Origin of the sequence: Rathayibacter sp. AY2B3 (genome assembly GCF_002931755.1) — a bacterium.
Taxonomy (GTDB): domain Bacteria; phylum Actinomycetota; class Actinomycetes; order Actinomycetales; family Microbacteriaceae; genus Rathayibacter.
This window is the reverse complement of record NZ_PSUG01000004.1, coordinates 36,500-51,029: the sequence shown is the minus strand read 5'-3', so window position 1 is coordinate 51,029 and position 14,530 is coordinate 36,500. Positions and strand designations below refer to the sequence as shown.

The following is a 14,530-nucleotide window of genomic DNA, read 5'->3' as shown; positions in this document are numbered from 1 at the left end:
GTCGCACTCGCGCTCGACTACGACAACTCTCGGAGACTCGACGAGCAGCCACTCGGGCGCCCCCGCGAGTGTGCAGAAGTCGTCGCACTCGCGCTCGACTACGACAACTCTCGGAGACTCGACGAGCAGCCACTCGGGCGCCCCCGCGAGTGTGCAGAAGTCGTCGCACTCGCGCTCGACTACGACAACTCTCGGAGACTCGACGAGCAGCCACCCGGGTGCTCCCGCGAGTGCGCAGGAGTTGTCGCACTCGCGCTCGAGTGCGACGACTTTCGAGTACTCGCGGGGGGCAGGGGCGGGGAGCGGAGAGCGGGCGAGCACCGCCGGCCCGCTCCCCGCTCCCGCGTCCGCGTCAGCCGATCGTCACGAGGGCGGCGAACAGCTCGGGCGCTCGGCGGTCGACGATCCGGCCGCCGACGCGGATGCCGACCAGCGCGAAGACGGTGCCCAGCACGAGGGCGGCCGCCAGTCCGATCAGGCCGAAGGCCGGGTCCCCGCCGATGAGCGAGATCGCGCCGAGGACGATCGACGGGAGCGCCAGCAGGCCGGTCGCGGCCATGCTCCCCAGCATCACGACGCTCGAGATCATCCCGGAGCCCGGCGGCGTCTTCAGCGGGCTGTCCCCCGGCCCGGGCACGGGGTACACGACGAGCGACGAGGCGACGCTCGACACTCCGAACCCGCTGAGCACGAGGGCCAGCGCCATGCCCAGCACGGCCGGGATCGCGTCGGCGCGTCCCGCGTACAGCGCGGTGCCCACCGCCACGACGACCACGGCCGGGATGCCGATGATCGCGGCGGCGATGACGCGACCGGCGCGGTCGGCCGACCCCGTCACTCCGGAGCTCACGTGCGCCGCCCAGGCGGTGCCGTCGTACGACACGTCGGCGCAGAGGGTCACGCCGAAGATCAGACCGACGAGCACGGCCGAGAGCAGCACGAAGGTATCGCCGCCGCTGCCGATCGCGGAGTAGAAGACCGCGAGGACGACGACGGCGGGGATGACGAGGAGCCCCCGGCTGTAGCGCGGGTCGCGCCACCAGTAGCCGAGGGCGCGCGCGGCGACGGCGCCGGTCGGGGTGCCGGGGAAGCGCCCGAACAGGCCCAGGCCCGCGGATCCGGAAGCGGAGTGCGCGCCGGACGCGGCGGGCTCCGCGAGCGCGTGCCGCAGCGCCCGGGCCCACGCCCAGACGAGGACGGCCAGCGTCGCGATCCCGATCAGCAGGCGCGCGATCGCCGCCACCCCGTCGCCCGCGACGACGGATCCCGGGACCGCCCAGATCGCGCCGAGCGGCGACCAGCCGAGGGCGCCCGCGATCACGGGCAGGACGTCCAGGCCGTCGCGGATCACGGTGGTCAGGCCGACGAAGAGCGGTCCGAGCAGGATGACGACGACGAGCACGACGCCGCCGATCACCTCGCGGTAGCGGCGGCTCGAGCCCAGGCCCGTGGTGAGCGCGCCGATCAGGCGGGACGCGACCACGCAGGTCGCGACGCCGATCACCGCGGCGACGAGGCCGGGCAGGACGCCGATGGGCCGGCTCCACCAGGCCGCGGCGGAGGCGAGCGCGCCGAGCGAGGTCACCACGCCGGGGATGCCCGCGAGGCCCGCGGCGGCGAGCACGAGGAGGAAGGTCCGCAGCGGGATCGGGAACGTCGCGAGGGTGGGCAGGTCGAGGCTCTGATCGGAGCCGGACAGGAAGATCGGCCCAAGCACCCAGCCGAGGATCAGAGCGGAGCCGCCGAGCACGATCGCCACGTTCGCGAACGCCGGGTCCGTGCCTCCGAGCGCGACCAGCCCGGCCGCGACCAGGCCGAGCACCGCGATCGCGTAGAGGCCGCCGAGGATCACGCCGATCAGCTGCCACACGTTCCGCGTCAGCGAGTTGCGGAGCAGGAGCAGCCGCAGCCTCAGGAGATGCGCAACCATGCCGGGCCCTCCTGGTGGGTGCGGCCGCCGACCAGCTCGACGAAGCGCTCCTCGAGGCTGGAGCCGGCGCGGACCTCCTCGAGGGTGCCGGAGGCGAGCACGCGGCCGTCGGCGATGACCGCGACCCGGTCGCACATCCGCTCGACGAGGTCCATGGAGTGCGACGAGACGATGACCGTGCCGCCCGACGCGACGAAGCCGGTGAGGATGTCGCGGATGTTCGCCGCCGAGACCGGGTCGACCGACTCGAACGGCTCGTCGAGCACCAGGAGGCGCGGGGCGCGCACGAGCGCGCAGGCGAGCGCGATCTTCTTGGTCATGCCCGCGGAGTAGTCCACGACGAGGGTGCGGTCGGCCGGGTCGAGGCCGAGCAGGGCGAGGAGGTCGTCGGTCCGCTCGACGACGACGGAGCGCCCGAGCCCGCAGAGCAGGCCGTAGTAGGTGACGAGCTGGAGACCGGTGAGGCGGTCGAACAGCTTGACCCCGTCGGCGAGGACGCCGATCAGCCGCTTCGCCTCGAGGGTGTCCTTCCAGACGTCGACCTCGTGGATCGTGACGACGCCGCTGTCGGGGCGGAGCAGGGCCGTGGCCATCGAGAGGGTCGTCGTCTTGCCCGCGCCGTTGGGGCCCACGAGCCCGAAGAAGGAGCCGGCGGGGACGTCGAGATCGATGTCCTTCACGGCCTCCTTGTCGCCGAAGCGCTTGCGGAGGCCGCGGATCCGCAGGGCGACCTCGCCGTGGCGGCCGGAGGCCTCGGGGGCGGCCCACGCGGGAGTCGCGGAGTCGGTGCGCTCGGAGTCGGAGTGCTCGGCAGCGGTGCCGTCCGCGGCGGTGCGCGCGGCGGCGGAGCTCTCGGTGTCCGTGCCGTCCTGGGGAATGCCGGGGGGCGTCGTCCCGTCCATGTGTGTCCCTTCCGGGCCGCGGTGGGCGGCCGCTCGACCACCCTAGGCAGGCGCTGCGGCCGGGGCATCCGTCCAGCGGTGGAGTCGCGCGGAACGCGCCGGCGCGACCCGGCAGCTCGGCGGGGCGGCGCGGAACGGGGCGGGATCAGTGCCGCACCGCAAGCTCGGCAGCCCGGCGGGGCGGAGCAGGATCTTCGCGGCACAGCGGCGCCGATGGTCCGGCGAGGCGGAGCGGGATCTTCGCGCCGCAGCGGCCCCGGCGGTCCGACAGGGCGGGGCGGGAGCACGGCCGCCTACGCTGGCCCCATGCCCACGCTCCTCCTCGTCCGGCACGGACGCACCACCGCGAACACCGCGGGGATCCTCGCCGGACGCACCGCCGGAGTGCGGCTCGACGACGTCGGACGGGCGCAGGCGGCGCGCACCGGGGAGCGGCTCGCAGCGGTCGAGCTCGCGACCGTGGTGTCGAGCCCGCTCGAGCGGTGCCGGCAGACCACCCGCTTCGTCCTCGAGCGGCAGACCGGATCGCCGGCGACCGTGATCGACAAGGGCATCACCGAGTGCGACTACGGCGACTGGTCGGGTCGCTCGCTGCGGGATCTCGCGACGGAGCCGCTCTGGGCGACGGTGCAGAACCAGCCCTCCGCGGTGGTCTTCCCCGGCGGCGAGGGGATGCTCGCGATGCAGGCCCGGGCCGTGTCGGCGATCCGCCGGCACGACGCGGCGGTGGCGGAGGAGCACGGGGCCGGCGCGGTGTGGGCGGCGGTGAGCCACGGCGACACGATCAAGGCGATCCTCGCGGACGCGCTCGGCATGCACCTCGACCTGTTCCAGAGGCTCAGCGTCGGACCGGCGTCCGTGTTCATCGCGACGACCTCGGGCCGCCCCGCGCCGTAGCGGATGATCGACACCGACGCCGGTCCGACGCTGAGCCTCTGGAACAGGTCGAGGTGCATGCCGAGCGCGTCCGCGAGGATCGCCTTGATCGTGTCGCCGTGGCTCACCGCCGCCCACACCGCGCCGGCCCCGTGCTCCTCCGCCACCGCCGCGTCGTGCCGGCGGATCGCCGACACGGCCCGGGCCTGCATCGCGAGCATCCCCTCGCCGCCGGGGAAGACCACCGCGGAGGGCTGGTTCTGCACCGTCGCCCAGAGCGGCTCCGTCGCGAGATCCCGCAGCGAGCGACCCGACCAGTCGCCGTAGTCGCACTCGGTGATGCCCTTGTCGATCACGGTCGCCGGCGATCCGGTCTGCCGCTCGAGGACGAAGCGGGTGGTCTGCCGGCACCGCTCGAGCGGGCTCGACACCACGGTCGCGAGCTCGACCGCTGCGAGCCGCTCCCCGGTGCGCGCCGCCTGCGCCCGTCCGACGTCGTCGAGCCGCACTCCGGCGGTGCGTCCGGCGAGGATCCCCGCGGTGTTCGCGGTGGTGCGTCCGTGCCGGACGAGGAGGAGCGTGGGCATGGGGCCAGCGTAGGCGGCCGTGCTCCCGCCCCGCCCTGTCGGACCGCCGGGGCCGCTGCGGCGCGAAGATCCCGCTCCGCCTCGCCGGACCATCGGCGCCGCTGTGCCGCGAAGATCCTGCTCCGCCCCGCCGGGCTGCCGAGCTTGCGGTGCGGCACTGATCCCGCCCCGTTCCGCGCCGCCCCGCCGAGCTGCCGGGTCGCGCCGGCGCGTTCCGCGCGACTCCACCGCTGGACGGATGCCCCGGCCGCAGCGCCTGCCTAGGGTGGTCGAGCGGCCGCCCACCGCGGCCCGGAAGGGACACACATGGACGGGACGACGCCCCCCGGCATTCCCCAGGACGGCACGGACACCGAGAGCTCCGCCGCCGCGCGCACCGCCGCGGACGGCACCGCTGCCGAGCACTCCGACTCCGAGCGCACCGACTCCGCGACTCCCGCGTGGGCCGCCCCCGAGGCCTCCGGCCGCCACGGCGAGGTCGCCCTGCGGATCCGCGGCCTCCGCAAGCGCTTCGGCGACAAGGAGGCCGTGAAGGACATCGATCTCGACGTCCCCGCCGGCTCCTTCTTCGGGCTCGTGGGCCCCAACGGCGCGGGCAAGACGACGACCCTCTCGATGGCCACGGCCCTGCTCCGCCCCGACAGCGGCGTCGTCACGATCCACGAGGTCGACGTCTGGAAGGACACCCTCGAGGCGAAGCGGCTGATCGGCGTCCTCGCCGACGGGGTCAAGCTGTTCGACCGCCTCACCGGTCTCCAGCTCGTCACCTACTACGGCCTGCTCTGCGGGCTCGGGCGCTCCGTCGTCGTCGAGCGGACCGACGACCTCCTCGCCCTGCTCGGCCTCGACCCGGCCGACCGCACCCTCGTCGTGGACTACTCCGCGGGCATGACCAAGAAGATCGCGCTCGCCTGCGCGCTCGTGCGCGCCCCGCGCCTCCTGGTGCTCGACGAGCCGTTCGAGTCGGTCGACCCGGTCTCGGCGGCGAACATCCGCGACATCCTCACCGGCTTCGTCGCGTCGGGCGGCACGGTCATCGTCTCGTCGCACTCCATGGACCTCGTCGAGCGGATGTGCGACCGGGTCGCGGTCATCGCCGACGGCCGCGTGCTCGCCTCCGGCACCCTCGAGGAGGTCCGCGCCGGCTCCAGCCTCGAGGAGCGCTTCGTCGAGCTGGTCGGCGGCCGCACCCACCAGGAGGGCCCGGCATGGTTGCGCATCTCCTGAGGCTGCGGCTGCTCCTGCTCCGCAACTCGCTGACGCGGAACGTGTGGCAGCTGATCGGCGTGATCCTCGGCGGCCTCTACGCGATCGCGGTGCTCGGCCTGGTCGCGGCCGGGCTGGTCGCGCTCGGAGGCACGGACCCGGCGTTCGCGAACGTGGCGATCGTGCTCGGCGGCTCCGCTCTGATCCTCGGCTGGGTGCTTGGGCCGATCTTCCTGTCCGGCTCCGATCAGAGCCTCGACCTGCCCACCCTCGCGACGTTCCCGATCCCGCTGCGGACCCTCCTCCTCGGGCTCGCCGCCGCGGGCCTCGCGGGCACCCCCGGCGTGGTGACCTCGCTCGGCGCGCTCGCCTCCGCCCCGACCTGGTGGAGCCGGCCCATCGGCGTCCTGCCCGGCCTCGTCGCCGCGGTGATCGGCGTCGCGACCTGCGTGGTCGCGTCCCGCCTGATCGGCGCGCTCACCACGGGCCTGGGCTCGAGCCGCCGCTACCGCGAGGTGATCGGCGGCGTCGTGCTCGTCGTCGTCATCCTGCTCGGACCGCTCTTCGTCGGCCTGACCACCGTGATCCGCGACGGCCTGGACGTCCTGCCCGTGATCGCGGGCGCCCTCGGCTGGTCGCCGCTCGGCGCGATCTGGGCGGTCCCGGGATCCGTCGTCGCGGGCGACGGGGTGGCGGCGATCGCGCGCCTGCTGATCGGGATCGCGACGCTGGCCGTCCTCGTCTGGGCGTGGGCCCGGGCGCTGCGGCACGCGCTCGCGGAGCCCGCCGCGTCCGGCGCGCACTCCGCTTCCGGATCCGCGGGCCTGGGCCTGTTCGGGCGCTTCCCCGGCACCCCGACCGGCGCCGTCGCCGCGCGCGCCCTCGGCTACTGGTGGCGCGACCCGCGCTACAGCCGGGGGCTCCTCGTCATCCCCGCCGTCGTCGTCCTCGCGGTCTTCTACTCCGCGATCGGCAGCGGCGGCGATACCTTCGTGCTGCTCTCGGCCGTGCTCGTCGGTCTGATCTTCGGCGTGACCCTCTGCGCCGACGTGTCGTACGACGGCACCGCCTGGGCGGCGCACGTGAGCTCCGGAGTGACGGGGTCGGCCGACCGCGCCGGTCGCGTCATCGCCGCCGCGATCATCGGCATCCCGGCCGTGGTCGTCGTGGCGGTGGGCACCGCGCTGTACGCGGGACGCGCCGACGCGATCCCGGCCGTGCTGGGCATGGCGCTGGCCCTCGTGCTCAGCGGGTTCGGAGTGTCGAGCGTCGCCTCGTCGCTCGTCGTGTACCCCGTGCCCGGGCCGGGGGACAGCCCGCTGAAGACGCCGCCGGGCTCCGGGATGATCTCGAGCGTCGTGATGCTGGGGAGCATGGCCGCGACCGGCCTGCTGGCGCTCCCGTCGATCGTCCTCGGCGCGATCTCGCTCATCGGCGGGGACCCGGCCTTCGGCCTGATCGGACTGGCGGCCGCCCTCGTGCTGGGCACCGTCTTCGCGCTGGTCGGCATCCGCGTCGGCGGCCGGATCGTCGACCGCCGAGCGCCCGAGCTGTTCGCCGCCCTCGTGACGATCGGCTGACGCGGACGCGGGAGCGGGGAGCGGGCCGGCGGTGCTCGCCCGCTCTCCGCTCCCCGCCCCTGCCCCCCGCGAGTACTCGAAAGTCGTCGCACTCGAGCGCGAGTGCGACAACTCCTGCGCACTCGCGGGAGCACCCGGGTGGCTGCTCGTCGAGTCTCCGAGAGTTGTCGTAGTCGAGCGCGAGTGCGACGACTTCTGCACACTCGCGGGGGCGCCCGAGTGGCTGCTCGTCGAGTCTCCGAGAGTTGTCGTAGTCGAGCGCGAGTGCGACGACTTCTGCACACTCGCGGGGGCGCCCGAGTGGCTGCTCGTCGAGTCGCNNNNCCCGGTGGCTGCTCGTCGAGTCTCCGAGAGTTGTCGTAGTCGAGCGCGAGTGCGACGACTTCTGCACACTCGCGGGGGCGCCCGAGTGGCTGCTCGTCGAGTCTCCGAGAGTTGTCGTAGTCGAGCGCGAGTGCGACAACTCCTGCGCACTCGCGAGGGCGACGACTTCTGCACACTCGCGGGAGTGGGCGAGGAGCGCGCGCCCGCGAGTGGGCGCGCACCCGCGAAGGGCCTCACACAGGAGCCGCGGCAGAATGTGGACATGCGCAGCCTCGAAGTCCTCCTCGATCCGGAGTCGGAGGCTCGCGTCCGCAGCCAGTGGGAGGCGCTCGAGGCGGCCGGCATCCCGAGCCTCGCGCTGCACACGTCGGCCAGCAACCGCCCGCACCTCACCCTGGTCGCCGGGCCCGAGCTGACCGCCCCGGAGCCGGGCGCGCTCGGTCCGCTGCCGGCGACGGCCGACCTGGGCGCCGTCCTCCTCTTCCCGCACGCCGGGCGCTTCGTCCTCGCCTGGGGAGTGGTCCGCTCGCCCGCCCTCGACGCTCTGCACGACCGCGCCACGCGCCTCGTTCCGGGCGGCGTCGACACCTCGCTGCCGAGCGCCTGGACGCCGCACATCAGCGTCTCGCGCCGCCTCCGCGCCGAGCAGCTCGGCGACGCCGTCCCCCTCCTCGGCGAGCCGTTCACCGTCGGCCTCGCGGGCGTCCGCTTCTGGGACGGCGACTCGCGCACCCTCACCGACCTCTGAGCCGGACGCCGCAGAAGCGCCCGACGTTCCCTGCAGCAGCCTCCCCAGCCCCCTCCCTCCAGCCCTTCTCCACCGTTCCGCGGACCCCCGGGGCCGCGTCGGAGGCGGCGGGTAGAGTTCCCCGGGTGACAGAGCCCACCGCGACAGCCCTCCCCGCCCCGCCGCTCGCCGACCCCTCGGCGGAGTCCCGCGGCGGCGTCCGGAGCGACGCGGCGAGCGGCGCCCCGGGATCCGGATCCTCCGAGGCGCAGGCGATCCTCGAGAAGGTCTTCGGCTACGGCTCGTTCCGCGGCGAGCAGCAGGCCATCGTCGAGCAGGTCATCGGAGGCGGCGACGCCGTCGTCCTGATGCCCACCGGCGGCGGCAAGTCCCTCTGCTACCAGATCCCCGCCATCGTGCGGCCCGGCACCGGCGTGGTCGTGTCCCCGCTCATCGCACTGATGCAGGACCAGGTCGACGCCCTCCGCGCGAACGGCGTCCGCGCCGAGTTCCTCAACTCCACCCAGGACGCGGGCGAGCGCGGCCGCGTCGAGCGCGCCTACCTCGACGGCGAGCTCGACCTGCTCTACGTCGCCCCGGAGCGCCTGGGCAGCGAGGGCATGAAGCAGTTCCTCGCCCGGGGCCGGATCGCCCTCTTCGCCATCGACGAGGCCCACTGCGTCAGCCAGTGGGGCCACGACTTCCGCCCCGACTACCTCGCACTGGGCGAGCTCGCCGAGCGCTGGCCCGACGTCCCGCGCATCGCCCTCACCGCGACCGCCACCGAGGCGACCCACCGCGAGATCACCTCGCGCCTGCACCTCGGCGCGGCCCGCCACTTCGTCTCGAGCTTCGACCGCCCGAACATCCAGTACCGGATCGTCAACAAGGTCGAGCCGCGCAAGCAGCTGATCGACTTCCTGCGGCGCGAGCACGCGCACGACGCGGGCATCGTCTACGCCCTCTCGCGCAAGAGCGTCGAGGCGACGGCCGAGGCGCTGCGCTCGGCGGGCTTCGACGCCGTCGCGTACCACGCGGGCCTCGACTCGCGGGTGCGCGCCGCCGCCCAGTCGCGGTTCCTCCGCGAGGAGGGCGTCATCGTCTGCGCGACGATCGCCTTCGGCATGGGGATCGACAAGCCGGACGTGCGGTTCGTCGCGCACATCGACCTGCCCAAGTCGGTCGAGGGCTACTACCAGGAGACGGGTCGCGCCGGCCGCGACGGACTGCCCTCCACCGCCTGGCTCGCCTACGGCCTGCAGGACGTGGGGCAGCAGCGCCGGTGGATCGACGAGTCGCCGGGAGACCTGGCGCACCGTCGGCGGATGTCCGCGCACCTCGACGCGATGCTCGCGCTCTCCGAGACGGTCCAGTGCCGCCGGGTGAACCTGCTCGCCTACTTCGGCCAGGAGAGCACGGCCTGCGGCAACTGCGACACCTGCCTCGAGCCGCCCGCCTCCTGGGACGGCACCGTCGCGGCGCAGAAGTTCCTGTCGACGGTCGTCCGCCTCAAGCGCGAGCGCAACCAGCAGTTCGGCGCCGGGCACATCATCGACGTCCTCCGCGGCAAGACCACGCCGCGCACCACCCAGCACCAGCACGACGGCCTGGCCACCTGGGGCATCGGCGCCGATCTCAGCGACACCCAGTGGCGCGGAGTCGCCCGCCAGCTCCTCGCGCAGGGCCTCCTCGGCGTGAACGACGACGGCTTCGGCACGCTCGTGCTCACGCCCGCGTCCGGCTCCGTCCTCAGCGGCGAGCGCAAGGTCGAGCTGCGGCAGGAGCCGGAGAAGCCGGCCCGCTCCAGCGGATCCTCCCGCTCCGGGCGGTCCACCGTCGCCGAGCTGTCGGGTGAGGCTCAGCCGCTGTTCGAGCGGCTCCGGGAGTGGCGCGCCGCGCAGGCCCGCGCGCAGGCGGTCCCGGCCTACATCGTCTTCAACGACGCGACCCTCCGCGAGATCGCGACGGCCGAGCCGGCGACGATGGACGCGCTCAGCATCATCGGCGGCGTCGGCCAGAAGAAGCTGCTCACCTACGGAGAGGCCGTGCTCGCCGTCGTCGCGGGGGAGAGCCCCGAGATCGCCGTCCCGGAACCCGGTGAAGAGGCTCCCGCTCCGCGCCGTGCGCCGGCCGCCCGTGGCGGGTCCTCCCGCTCGGGAGGAGCGAAGCCCTCGTTCGGCCGCGAGTCGTCCGGTCCGCCGGTGTCCGCCGCTCAGCCGCCGGAGGACGACTGGGTGCCGCCGGACGAGCCCGACTGGGAACCCGGCTGGGACAGCTACTGATCCGGTCCTGAGACACGGCCGCCGCGCTGTCGGCCGTGGCGGGCGTCCGCCCTTCGTCGGCGGCGAGCGGGATCGTCCTCAGCCGGCGGCGCCCGTCGACGCCATCCACCCGCCGATCAGCGTGCAGCCGAACGAGACCGCCAGACCCGCGACCGGTACCCAGAACGCCAGCCGGCGGCGCACCAGCAGCACGATCGAGACGACGACTGCCGCGAGGAACGGCACCCACACTCCTCCCGCAGCGAGGACCATCCCGCCCTCGATCAGGCCGATGTCGCAGGCGCTCGATCCGCCGCACGAGTCGCTGGCCATCGCGAAGAACAGCCCGAAGAACGACAGAAGCAGCGTCACCGCGGAGGCGACGAGGATCAGGACGATCGTCAGCACCACGTCCCACACGCGGGCGGGGGGCCGGGTCGGGGCCGCCGTGCCCGGCGCATCCGGCGTCCCGGAGCCCGGTACCCGGGTACCCGACGCTCCCGCCGTTCCTGAGGCCGCCGCACCGACAGGAGCTGGGGGGCCGGCCGTGGGCGACGCGGGCACCGGAGGCCGGGCCGGCGGAGGGGGAGGCAGTGGCGGCTCACTCATGACGAGAGACTAGCGATGCGGTGCCCGCGGAGGCGCCCCTTCCTCCGCACCGAGCCGCACCCTCCTCCGCTCCGCACGCCGCCGCCCGGAACCTCCGCGCGCCCCGCCTCCGCCTGGTCGGTTCCGACAACGCGCTTCCGCCTCCACCCGGCGCCGTTTGTGCCCGGGCGACGGAACGTTTCCGCCGCGCCGCCGCGCGTCCTACCGTGCGAGGACCGCCTCCGCTGCCGCACCCGCCGGCGCACGACGCACCGGGAGCGGCCCGAACCGCAGACGGTCGAAGGGACACGAACACCATGGTCAGCACCGCTCCCCACCCCCGCTCCGCCGCCGACGCCGCCGATCGGGCGGCCACCGGACGCACGCGGGCCCGGCGCTCCGGCTCGGGCCCCATCGCGCCCACGCCGCCGGTCGACTCCCTCGGCTCCGAGGTCGACGCGCGCCTGGACGAGGACGGCGCCCCCGCCGTCGACGTCGCCGCCCTCGGGGAGACCCTGCTCGGCGCCTGGCGCGAGCAGCGCCTCGCCAGCCGCGCCCTGACCGCCCGCCCCGAGCTGCACCGCACCGACGGCCTCCCGATGAAGGAGCACCGCCTCCGCGTCTCGGAGCAGATGCGCGTGCTCGCCGCCGAGGGCGGCGTGCACCGCGCCTTCCCGGTCGACCTCGGCGGGGAGGCCGACCACGGCGGGAACATCGCCGGCTTCGAGGAGCTGGTCACCGCCGATCCCTCCCTGCAGATCAAGTCCGGCGTGCAGTGGGGGCTCTTCGGCGCCGCGGTCCTGCACCTGGGCACCCGCCCGCACCACGAGAAGTGGCTGCCGGGGATCATGAGCCTCGAGATCCCGGGCGCCTTCGCGATGACCGAGACCGGGCACGGCTCCGACGTCGCATCGATCGCCACGACCGCCACCTACGAGGACGGCGAGTTCGTGCTGAGGACCCCGTTCCGTGCGGCCTGGAAGGACTACCTCGGCAACGCCGCGGTGGACGGGCGCGCGGCGGTCGTCTTCGCGCAGCTGGTCACCCGGGGCGTGAACCACGGGGTCCACGCCTTCTTCGTCCCGATCCGCGACGAGCAGGGCGCGTTCCTGCCCGGTGTCGGCGGCGAGGACGACGGGCTCAAGGGCGGTCTGAACGGGATCGACAACGGCCGCCTCCACTTCGACGGCGTCCGCGTCCCGCGCGAGAACCTGCTGAACCGCTACGGCGACGTCGCCGCCGACGGCACCTACTCCTCGCCGATCGCGAGCCCGGGCCGCCGCTTCTTCACCATGCTCGGCACGCTCGTGCAGGGCCGCGTCTCGCTCGACGGAGCCTCGGTCGCCGCGGCGAAGATCGCGCTGACGGTCGCCGTCACTTACGGCGACCAGCGCCGCCAGTTCACCGGCGGCGGTGAGCGGGAGGAGGTGCTGCTCGACTACCAGCGGCACCAGCGCCGCCTCCTGCCGCGCCTGGCCACCACCTACGCCGCCGCCTTCGCGCACGAGAAGCTGCTGAGGGCGTTCGACGAGGTCTTCTCCGGCGCGAACGACACCGAGCAGTCGCGGCAGGACCTCGAGACCCTCGCCGCCGGGCTGAAGGCGCTCTCGACCTGGCACGCTCTCGACACGCTGCAGGAGGCGCGCGAGGCCTGCGGAGGCGCGGGCTTCCTCGCGGAGAACCGGCTGACGCAGCTGCGCGCCGACCTCGACGTCTACGCGACCTTCGAGGGCGACAACACCGTGCTCCTCCAGCTGGTCGCCAAGCGCCTGCTGACCGACGTCGGACGCCGCTTCAAGGGCGCCCAGCCCGCGGAGCTGGCGCGGTACGCCGCCTCGCAGGTCGCGGGGGCGACCGTCGACAACTCCGGTCTGCGCCGTCTGGCCCAGGTTGTCGCCGACCGCGGATCGACGGCCCGATCGGTCGGCCAGCTGCGGGAGGACCAGCGCGAGCTGCTCACCAGCCGCGTCGAGAGCATGGTCGCGGGGATCGCCTCACGGCTGCGTCCGGCGTCGAAGCTGCCCGCGGACGAAGCGGCCCGCCTGTTCAACGCGCACCAGAGCGAGCTGATCGAGGCGGCCCGCGCGCACACCGAGCTGCTGCAGTGGGAGGCGTTCACGGAGGCCCTCGCCGGCGTCGAGGACGCGGGCACGCGCACCGTCCTCACGTGGCTCCGCGATCTGTTCGGCCTGGGCCTGATCGAGAAGCACCTCGACTGGTACCTCATCCACGGGCGCCTGTCGTCGCAGCGCGCGGTCGCGGTGACGTCGTACATCGACCGCCTGCTCGCCCGCATCCGCCCGCACGCCGCCGACCTGGTCGCGGCGTTCGGCTACGGGCCCGAGCACGTGCGCGCGGCGATCGCGACCGGCGCGGAGGCGGAGCGCCAGGAGGAGGCGCACGCCTGGTACGAGGCCGCCCGGGCCTCCGGCACCCTCCCCACTCCGGAGAAGCGCCGCTGACCCCCTCCGCGAGATGCCACCTGTGGCGGTCGCCCCCGGCGTGTCGCAATCACAGGTGGCATCTCGCGGGGAGGGGACGGGCAGGGGCGCGTCAGGACGCGAGGAACGCCAGCGCCTGGTCGCGCTCGGCGCGCAGCTCGAGCACGGACTCGTCGATCCGCGCGCGGGAGTGCGCGTCGATCTCGAGCCCCTCGACGATCCGCCACTCGCCGTCGACGGAGCGGACCGGGAACGAGGAGATCAGCCCCTCCTCCACCCCGTAGGAGCCGTCCGACTCGACGGCGGCCGAGGTCCAGGACGTGCCGTCGACCCAGTCCCGCACGTGGTCGATCGCGGCGGAGGCGGCGGACGCGGCCGAGGAGGCCCCCCGGACCTCGATGATCTCGGCGCCGCGCTTGGCGACGCGAGGCTCGAACTCCGTGTGCAGCCACTCGGGGTCGACCAGCTCGGGCACCGGCCGCCCGCCGACGGTGGCGTGCGTCGCGTCGGGGTACTGCGAGGCGGAGTGGTTGCCCCAGATCGCGACGCCCTCGATCGCGTCGACGGGGGCGTCGAGCTTCGCGGCGAGCTGCGCGAGCGCCCGGTTGTGGTCGAGGCGCGTCATCGCGGTGAAGCGGCCGGCGGGGATGTCCGGAGCGCTGCGCCGCGCGATCCAGGCGTTGGTGTTGGCCGGGTTGCCGACGACCAGCACGCGGATGTCGGAGGCGGCGTGCGCGTTCAGCGCGGCACCCTGGGGTCCGAAGATCCCCGCGTTCGCGGCGAGCAGGTCGGCGCGCTCCATGCCCGCGCTGCGCGGCCGGGCGCCCACGAGGAGGGCGACGCTCGCGCCGTCGAACGCGGCGGCCGCGTCGTCCGTCGCCTCGATCCCGCGGAGGAGGGGGAAGGCGCCGTCCTGCAGCTCGAGCGCCGTGCCCGCGGCCGCGCGGAGGCCGGAGGGGATCTCGAGCAGGTTCAGGCGGACGGGGACGTCCGGCCCGAGGAGCTGACCCGAGGCGATGCGGAACAGGAGCGCGTAGCCGATGGCGCCCCCCGCTCCCGTGACCGTGACCGTGACCGGAGTGCGCTGCTGGTTCATGCGCCGAGCGTA

At 74.3% G+C, this 14,530-nt stretch carries 11 protein-coding genes and 1 pseudogene; 6 read left to right on the top strand and 6 right to left on the bottom strand.

Going from position 1 to position 14,530, the window contains the following annotated elements:
- The 3 genes from C5C24_RS18200 to C5C24_RS02590 form a co-directional block, all read right to left on the bottom strand.
- Nucleotides 1–321, bottom strand: a 321-nt coding sequence (locus C5C24_RS18200; protein WP_219812818.1) for a hypothetical protein, incomplete at its 3' end; no start/stop codon positions are given.
- A 31-nt stretch (nt 322–352) separates the two neighbouring features.
- Nucleotides 353–1,930, bottom strand: coding sequence for a transporter (locus C5C24_RS02595; protein WP_104304237.1), 1,578 nt, complete (start codon nt 1,928–1,930; stop codon nt 353–355).
- On the bottom strand, nt 1,912–2,832 hold the full coding sequence (locus tag C5C24_RS02590) for an ABC transporter ATP-binding protein (RefSeq protein ID WP_104277156.1): 921 nt from the start codon (nt 2,830–2,832) through the stop codon (nt 1,912–1,914). Before C5C24_RS02590 ends, C5C24_RS02595 begins: the two co-directional genes overlap by 19 nt.
- 213 nt (nt 2,833–3,045) lie before the next feature.
- On the opposite strand from C5C24_RS02590, the gene C5C24_RS18195 reads away from it, so the two are divergent.
- On the top strand, nt 3,046–3,729 hold the full coding sequence (locus C5C24_RS18195; protein WP_374955318.1) for an MSMEG_4193 family putative phosphomutase: 684 nt from the start codon (nt 3,046–3,048) through the stop codon (nt 3,727–3,729).
- Here C5C24_RS18195 and C5C24_RS02580 read toward each other — a convergent pair.
- Nucleotides 3,681–4,295: pseudogene (locus C5C24_RS02580) on the bottom strand (histidine phosphatase family protein); the annotation flags it as partial. The gene C5C24_RS18195 and the pseudogene C5C24_RS02580 sit on opposite strands and share 49 nt — an antisense overlap.
- Before the next feature lie 306 nt (nt 4,296–4,601).
- Between C5C24_RS02580 and C5C24_RS02575 the strand changes: the two are divergent.
- The 4 genes from C5C24_RS02575 (at nt 4,602) to recQ (ending at nt 10,414) form a co-directional block, all read left to right on the top strand.
- A complete protein-coding gene (locus tag C5C24_RS02575; protein ID WP_104277156.1) occupies nt 4,602–5,522 on the top strand; it encodes an ABC transporter ATP-binding protein in 921 nt (306 codons plus the stop codon).
- Nucleotides 5,504–7,081: a transporter gene (locus C5C24_RS17800; protein ID WP_104304235.1), complete on the top strand. Its 1,578-nt coding sequence runs from the start codon at nt 5,504–5,506 to the stop codon at nt 7,079–7,081. The genes C5C24_RS02575 and C5C24_RS17800 overlap by 19 nt, the downstream gene beginning before the upstream one ends.
- Nucleotides 7,082–7,667: 586 nt before the next feature.
- Nucleotides 7,668–8,153 carry a hypothetical protein gene (locus C5C24_RS02565; RefSeq protein WP_104281438.1) on the top strand — a complete coding sequence of 162 codons (486 nt, stop codon included), beginning with the start codon at nt 7,668–7,670 and terminating at the stop codon, nt 8,151–8,153.
- A 125-nt stretch (nt 8,154–8,278) separates the two neighbouring features.
- A complete protein-coding gene (recQ, locus tag C5C24_RS02560; protein ID WP_104304233.1) occupies nt 8,279–10,414 on the top strand; it encodes a DNA helicase RecQ in 2,136 nt (711 codons plus the stop codon).
- A gap of 78 nt (nt 10,415–10,492) precedes the next feature.
- Here recQ and C5C24_RS18190 read toward each other — a convergent pair whose 3' ends face one another.
- Complete coding sequence (locus tag C5C24_RS18190; protein WP_219812817.1) at nt 10,493–11,002, bottom strand: DUF6264 family protein; 510 nt, start codon at nt 11,000–11,002, stop codon at nt 10,493–10,495.
- Nucleotides 11,003–11,298: 296 nt separating this feature from the next.
- On the opposite strand from C5C24_RS18190, the gene C5C24_RS02550 reads away from it, so the two are divergent.
- Complete coding sequence (locus C5C24_RS02550; RefSeq protein ID WP_104304231.1) at nt 11,299–13,443, top strand: acyl-CoA dehydrogenase; 2,145 nt, start codon at nt 11,299–11,301, stop codon at nt 13,441–13,443.
- A 91-nt stretch (nt 13,444–13,534) separates the two neighbouring features.
- Here C5C24_RS02550 and C5C24_RS02545 read toward each other — a convergent pair whose 3' ends face one another.
- Entirely contained in the window at nt 13,535–14,518 is a 984-nt protein-coding gene (locus C5C24_RS02545) for a malate dehydrogenase (protein ID WP_104277162.1), read from the bottom strand.
- Between the last annotated feature and the right edge of the window lie 12 nt (nt 14,519–14,530).

What these genes read in the sequence shown, in the direction of transcription:
- C5C24_RS02595 (WP_104304237.1), bottom strand. Translation starts at nt 1,930, where the DNA reads ATGGTTGCGCATCTCCTGAGGCTGCGGCTGCTCCTGCTCCGCAACTCG.
- C5C24_RS18190 (WP_219812817.1), bottom strand. Translation starts at nt 11,002, where the DNA reads ATGAGTGAGCCGCCACTGCCTCCCCCTCCGCCGGCCCGGCCTCCGGTG.
- C5C24_RS02545 (WP_104277162.1), bottom strand. Translation starts at nt 14,518, where the DNA reads ATGAACCAGCAGCGCACTCCGGTCACGGTCACGGTCACGGGAGCGGGG.
- C5C24_RS02550 (WP_104304231.1), top strand. Translation starts at nt 11,299, where the DNA reads ATGGTCAGCACCGCTCCCCACCCCCGCTCCGCCGCCGACGCCGCCGAT.
- C5C24_RS02565 (WP_104281438.1), top strand. Translation starts at nt 7,668, where the DNA reads ATGCGCAGCCTCGAAGTCCTCCTCGATCCGGAGTCGGAGGCTCGCGTC.
- C5C24_RS17800 (WP_104304235.1), top strand. Translation starts at nt 5,504, where the DNA reads ATGGTTGCGCATCTCCTGAGGCTGCGGCTGCTCCTGCTCCGCAACTCG.
- C5C24_RS02590 (WP_104277156.1), bottom strand. Translation starts at nt 2,832, where the DNA reads ATGGACGGGACGACGCCCCCCGGCATTCCCCAGGACGGCACGGACACC.
- C5C24_RS02575 (WP_104277156.1), top strand. Translation starts at nt 4,602, where the DNA reads ATGGACGGGACGACGCCCCCCGGCATTCCCCAGGACGGCACGGACACC.
- C5C24_RS18195 (WP_374955318.1), top strand. Translation starts at nt 3,046, where the DNA reads ATGGTCCGGCGAGGCGGAGCGGGATCTTCGCGCCGCAGCGGCCCCGGC.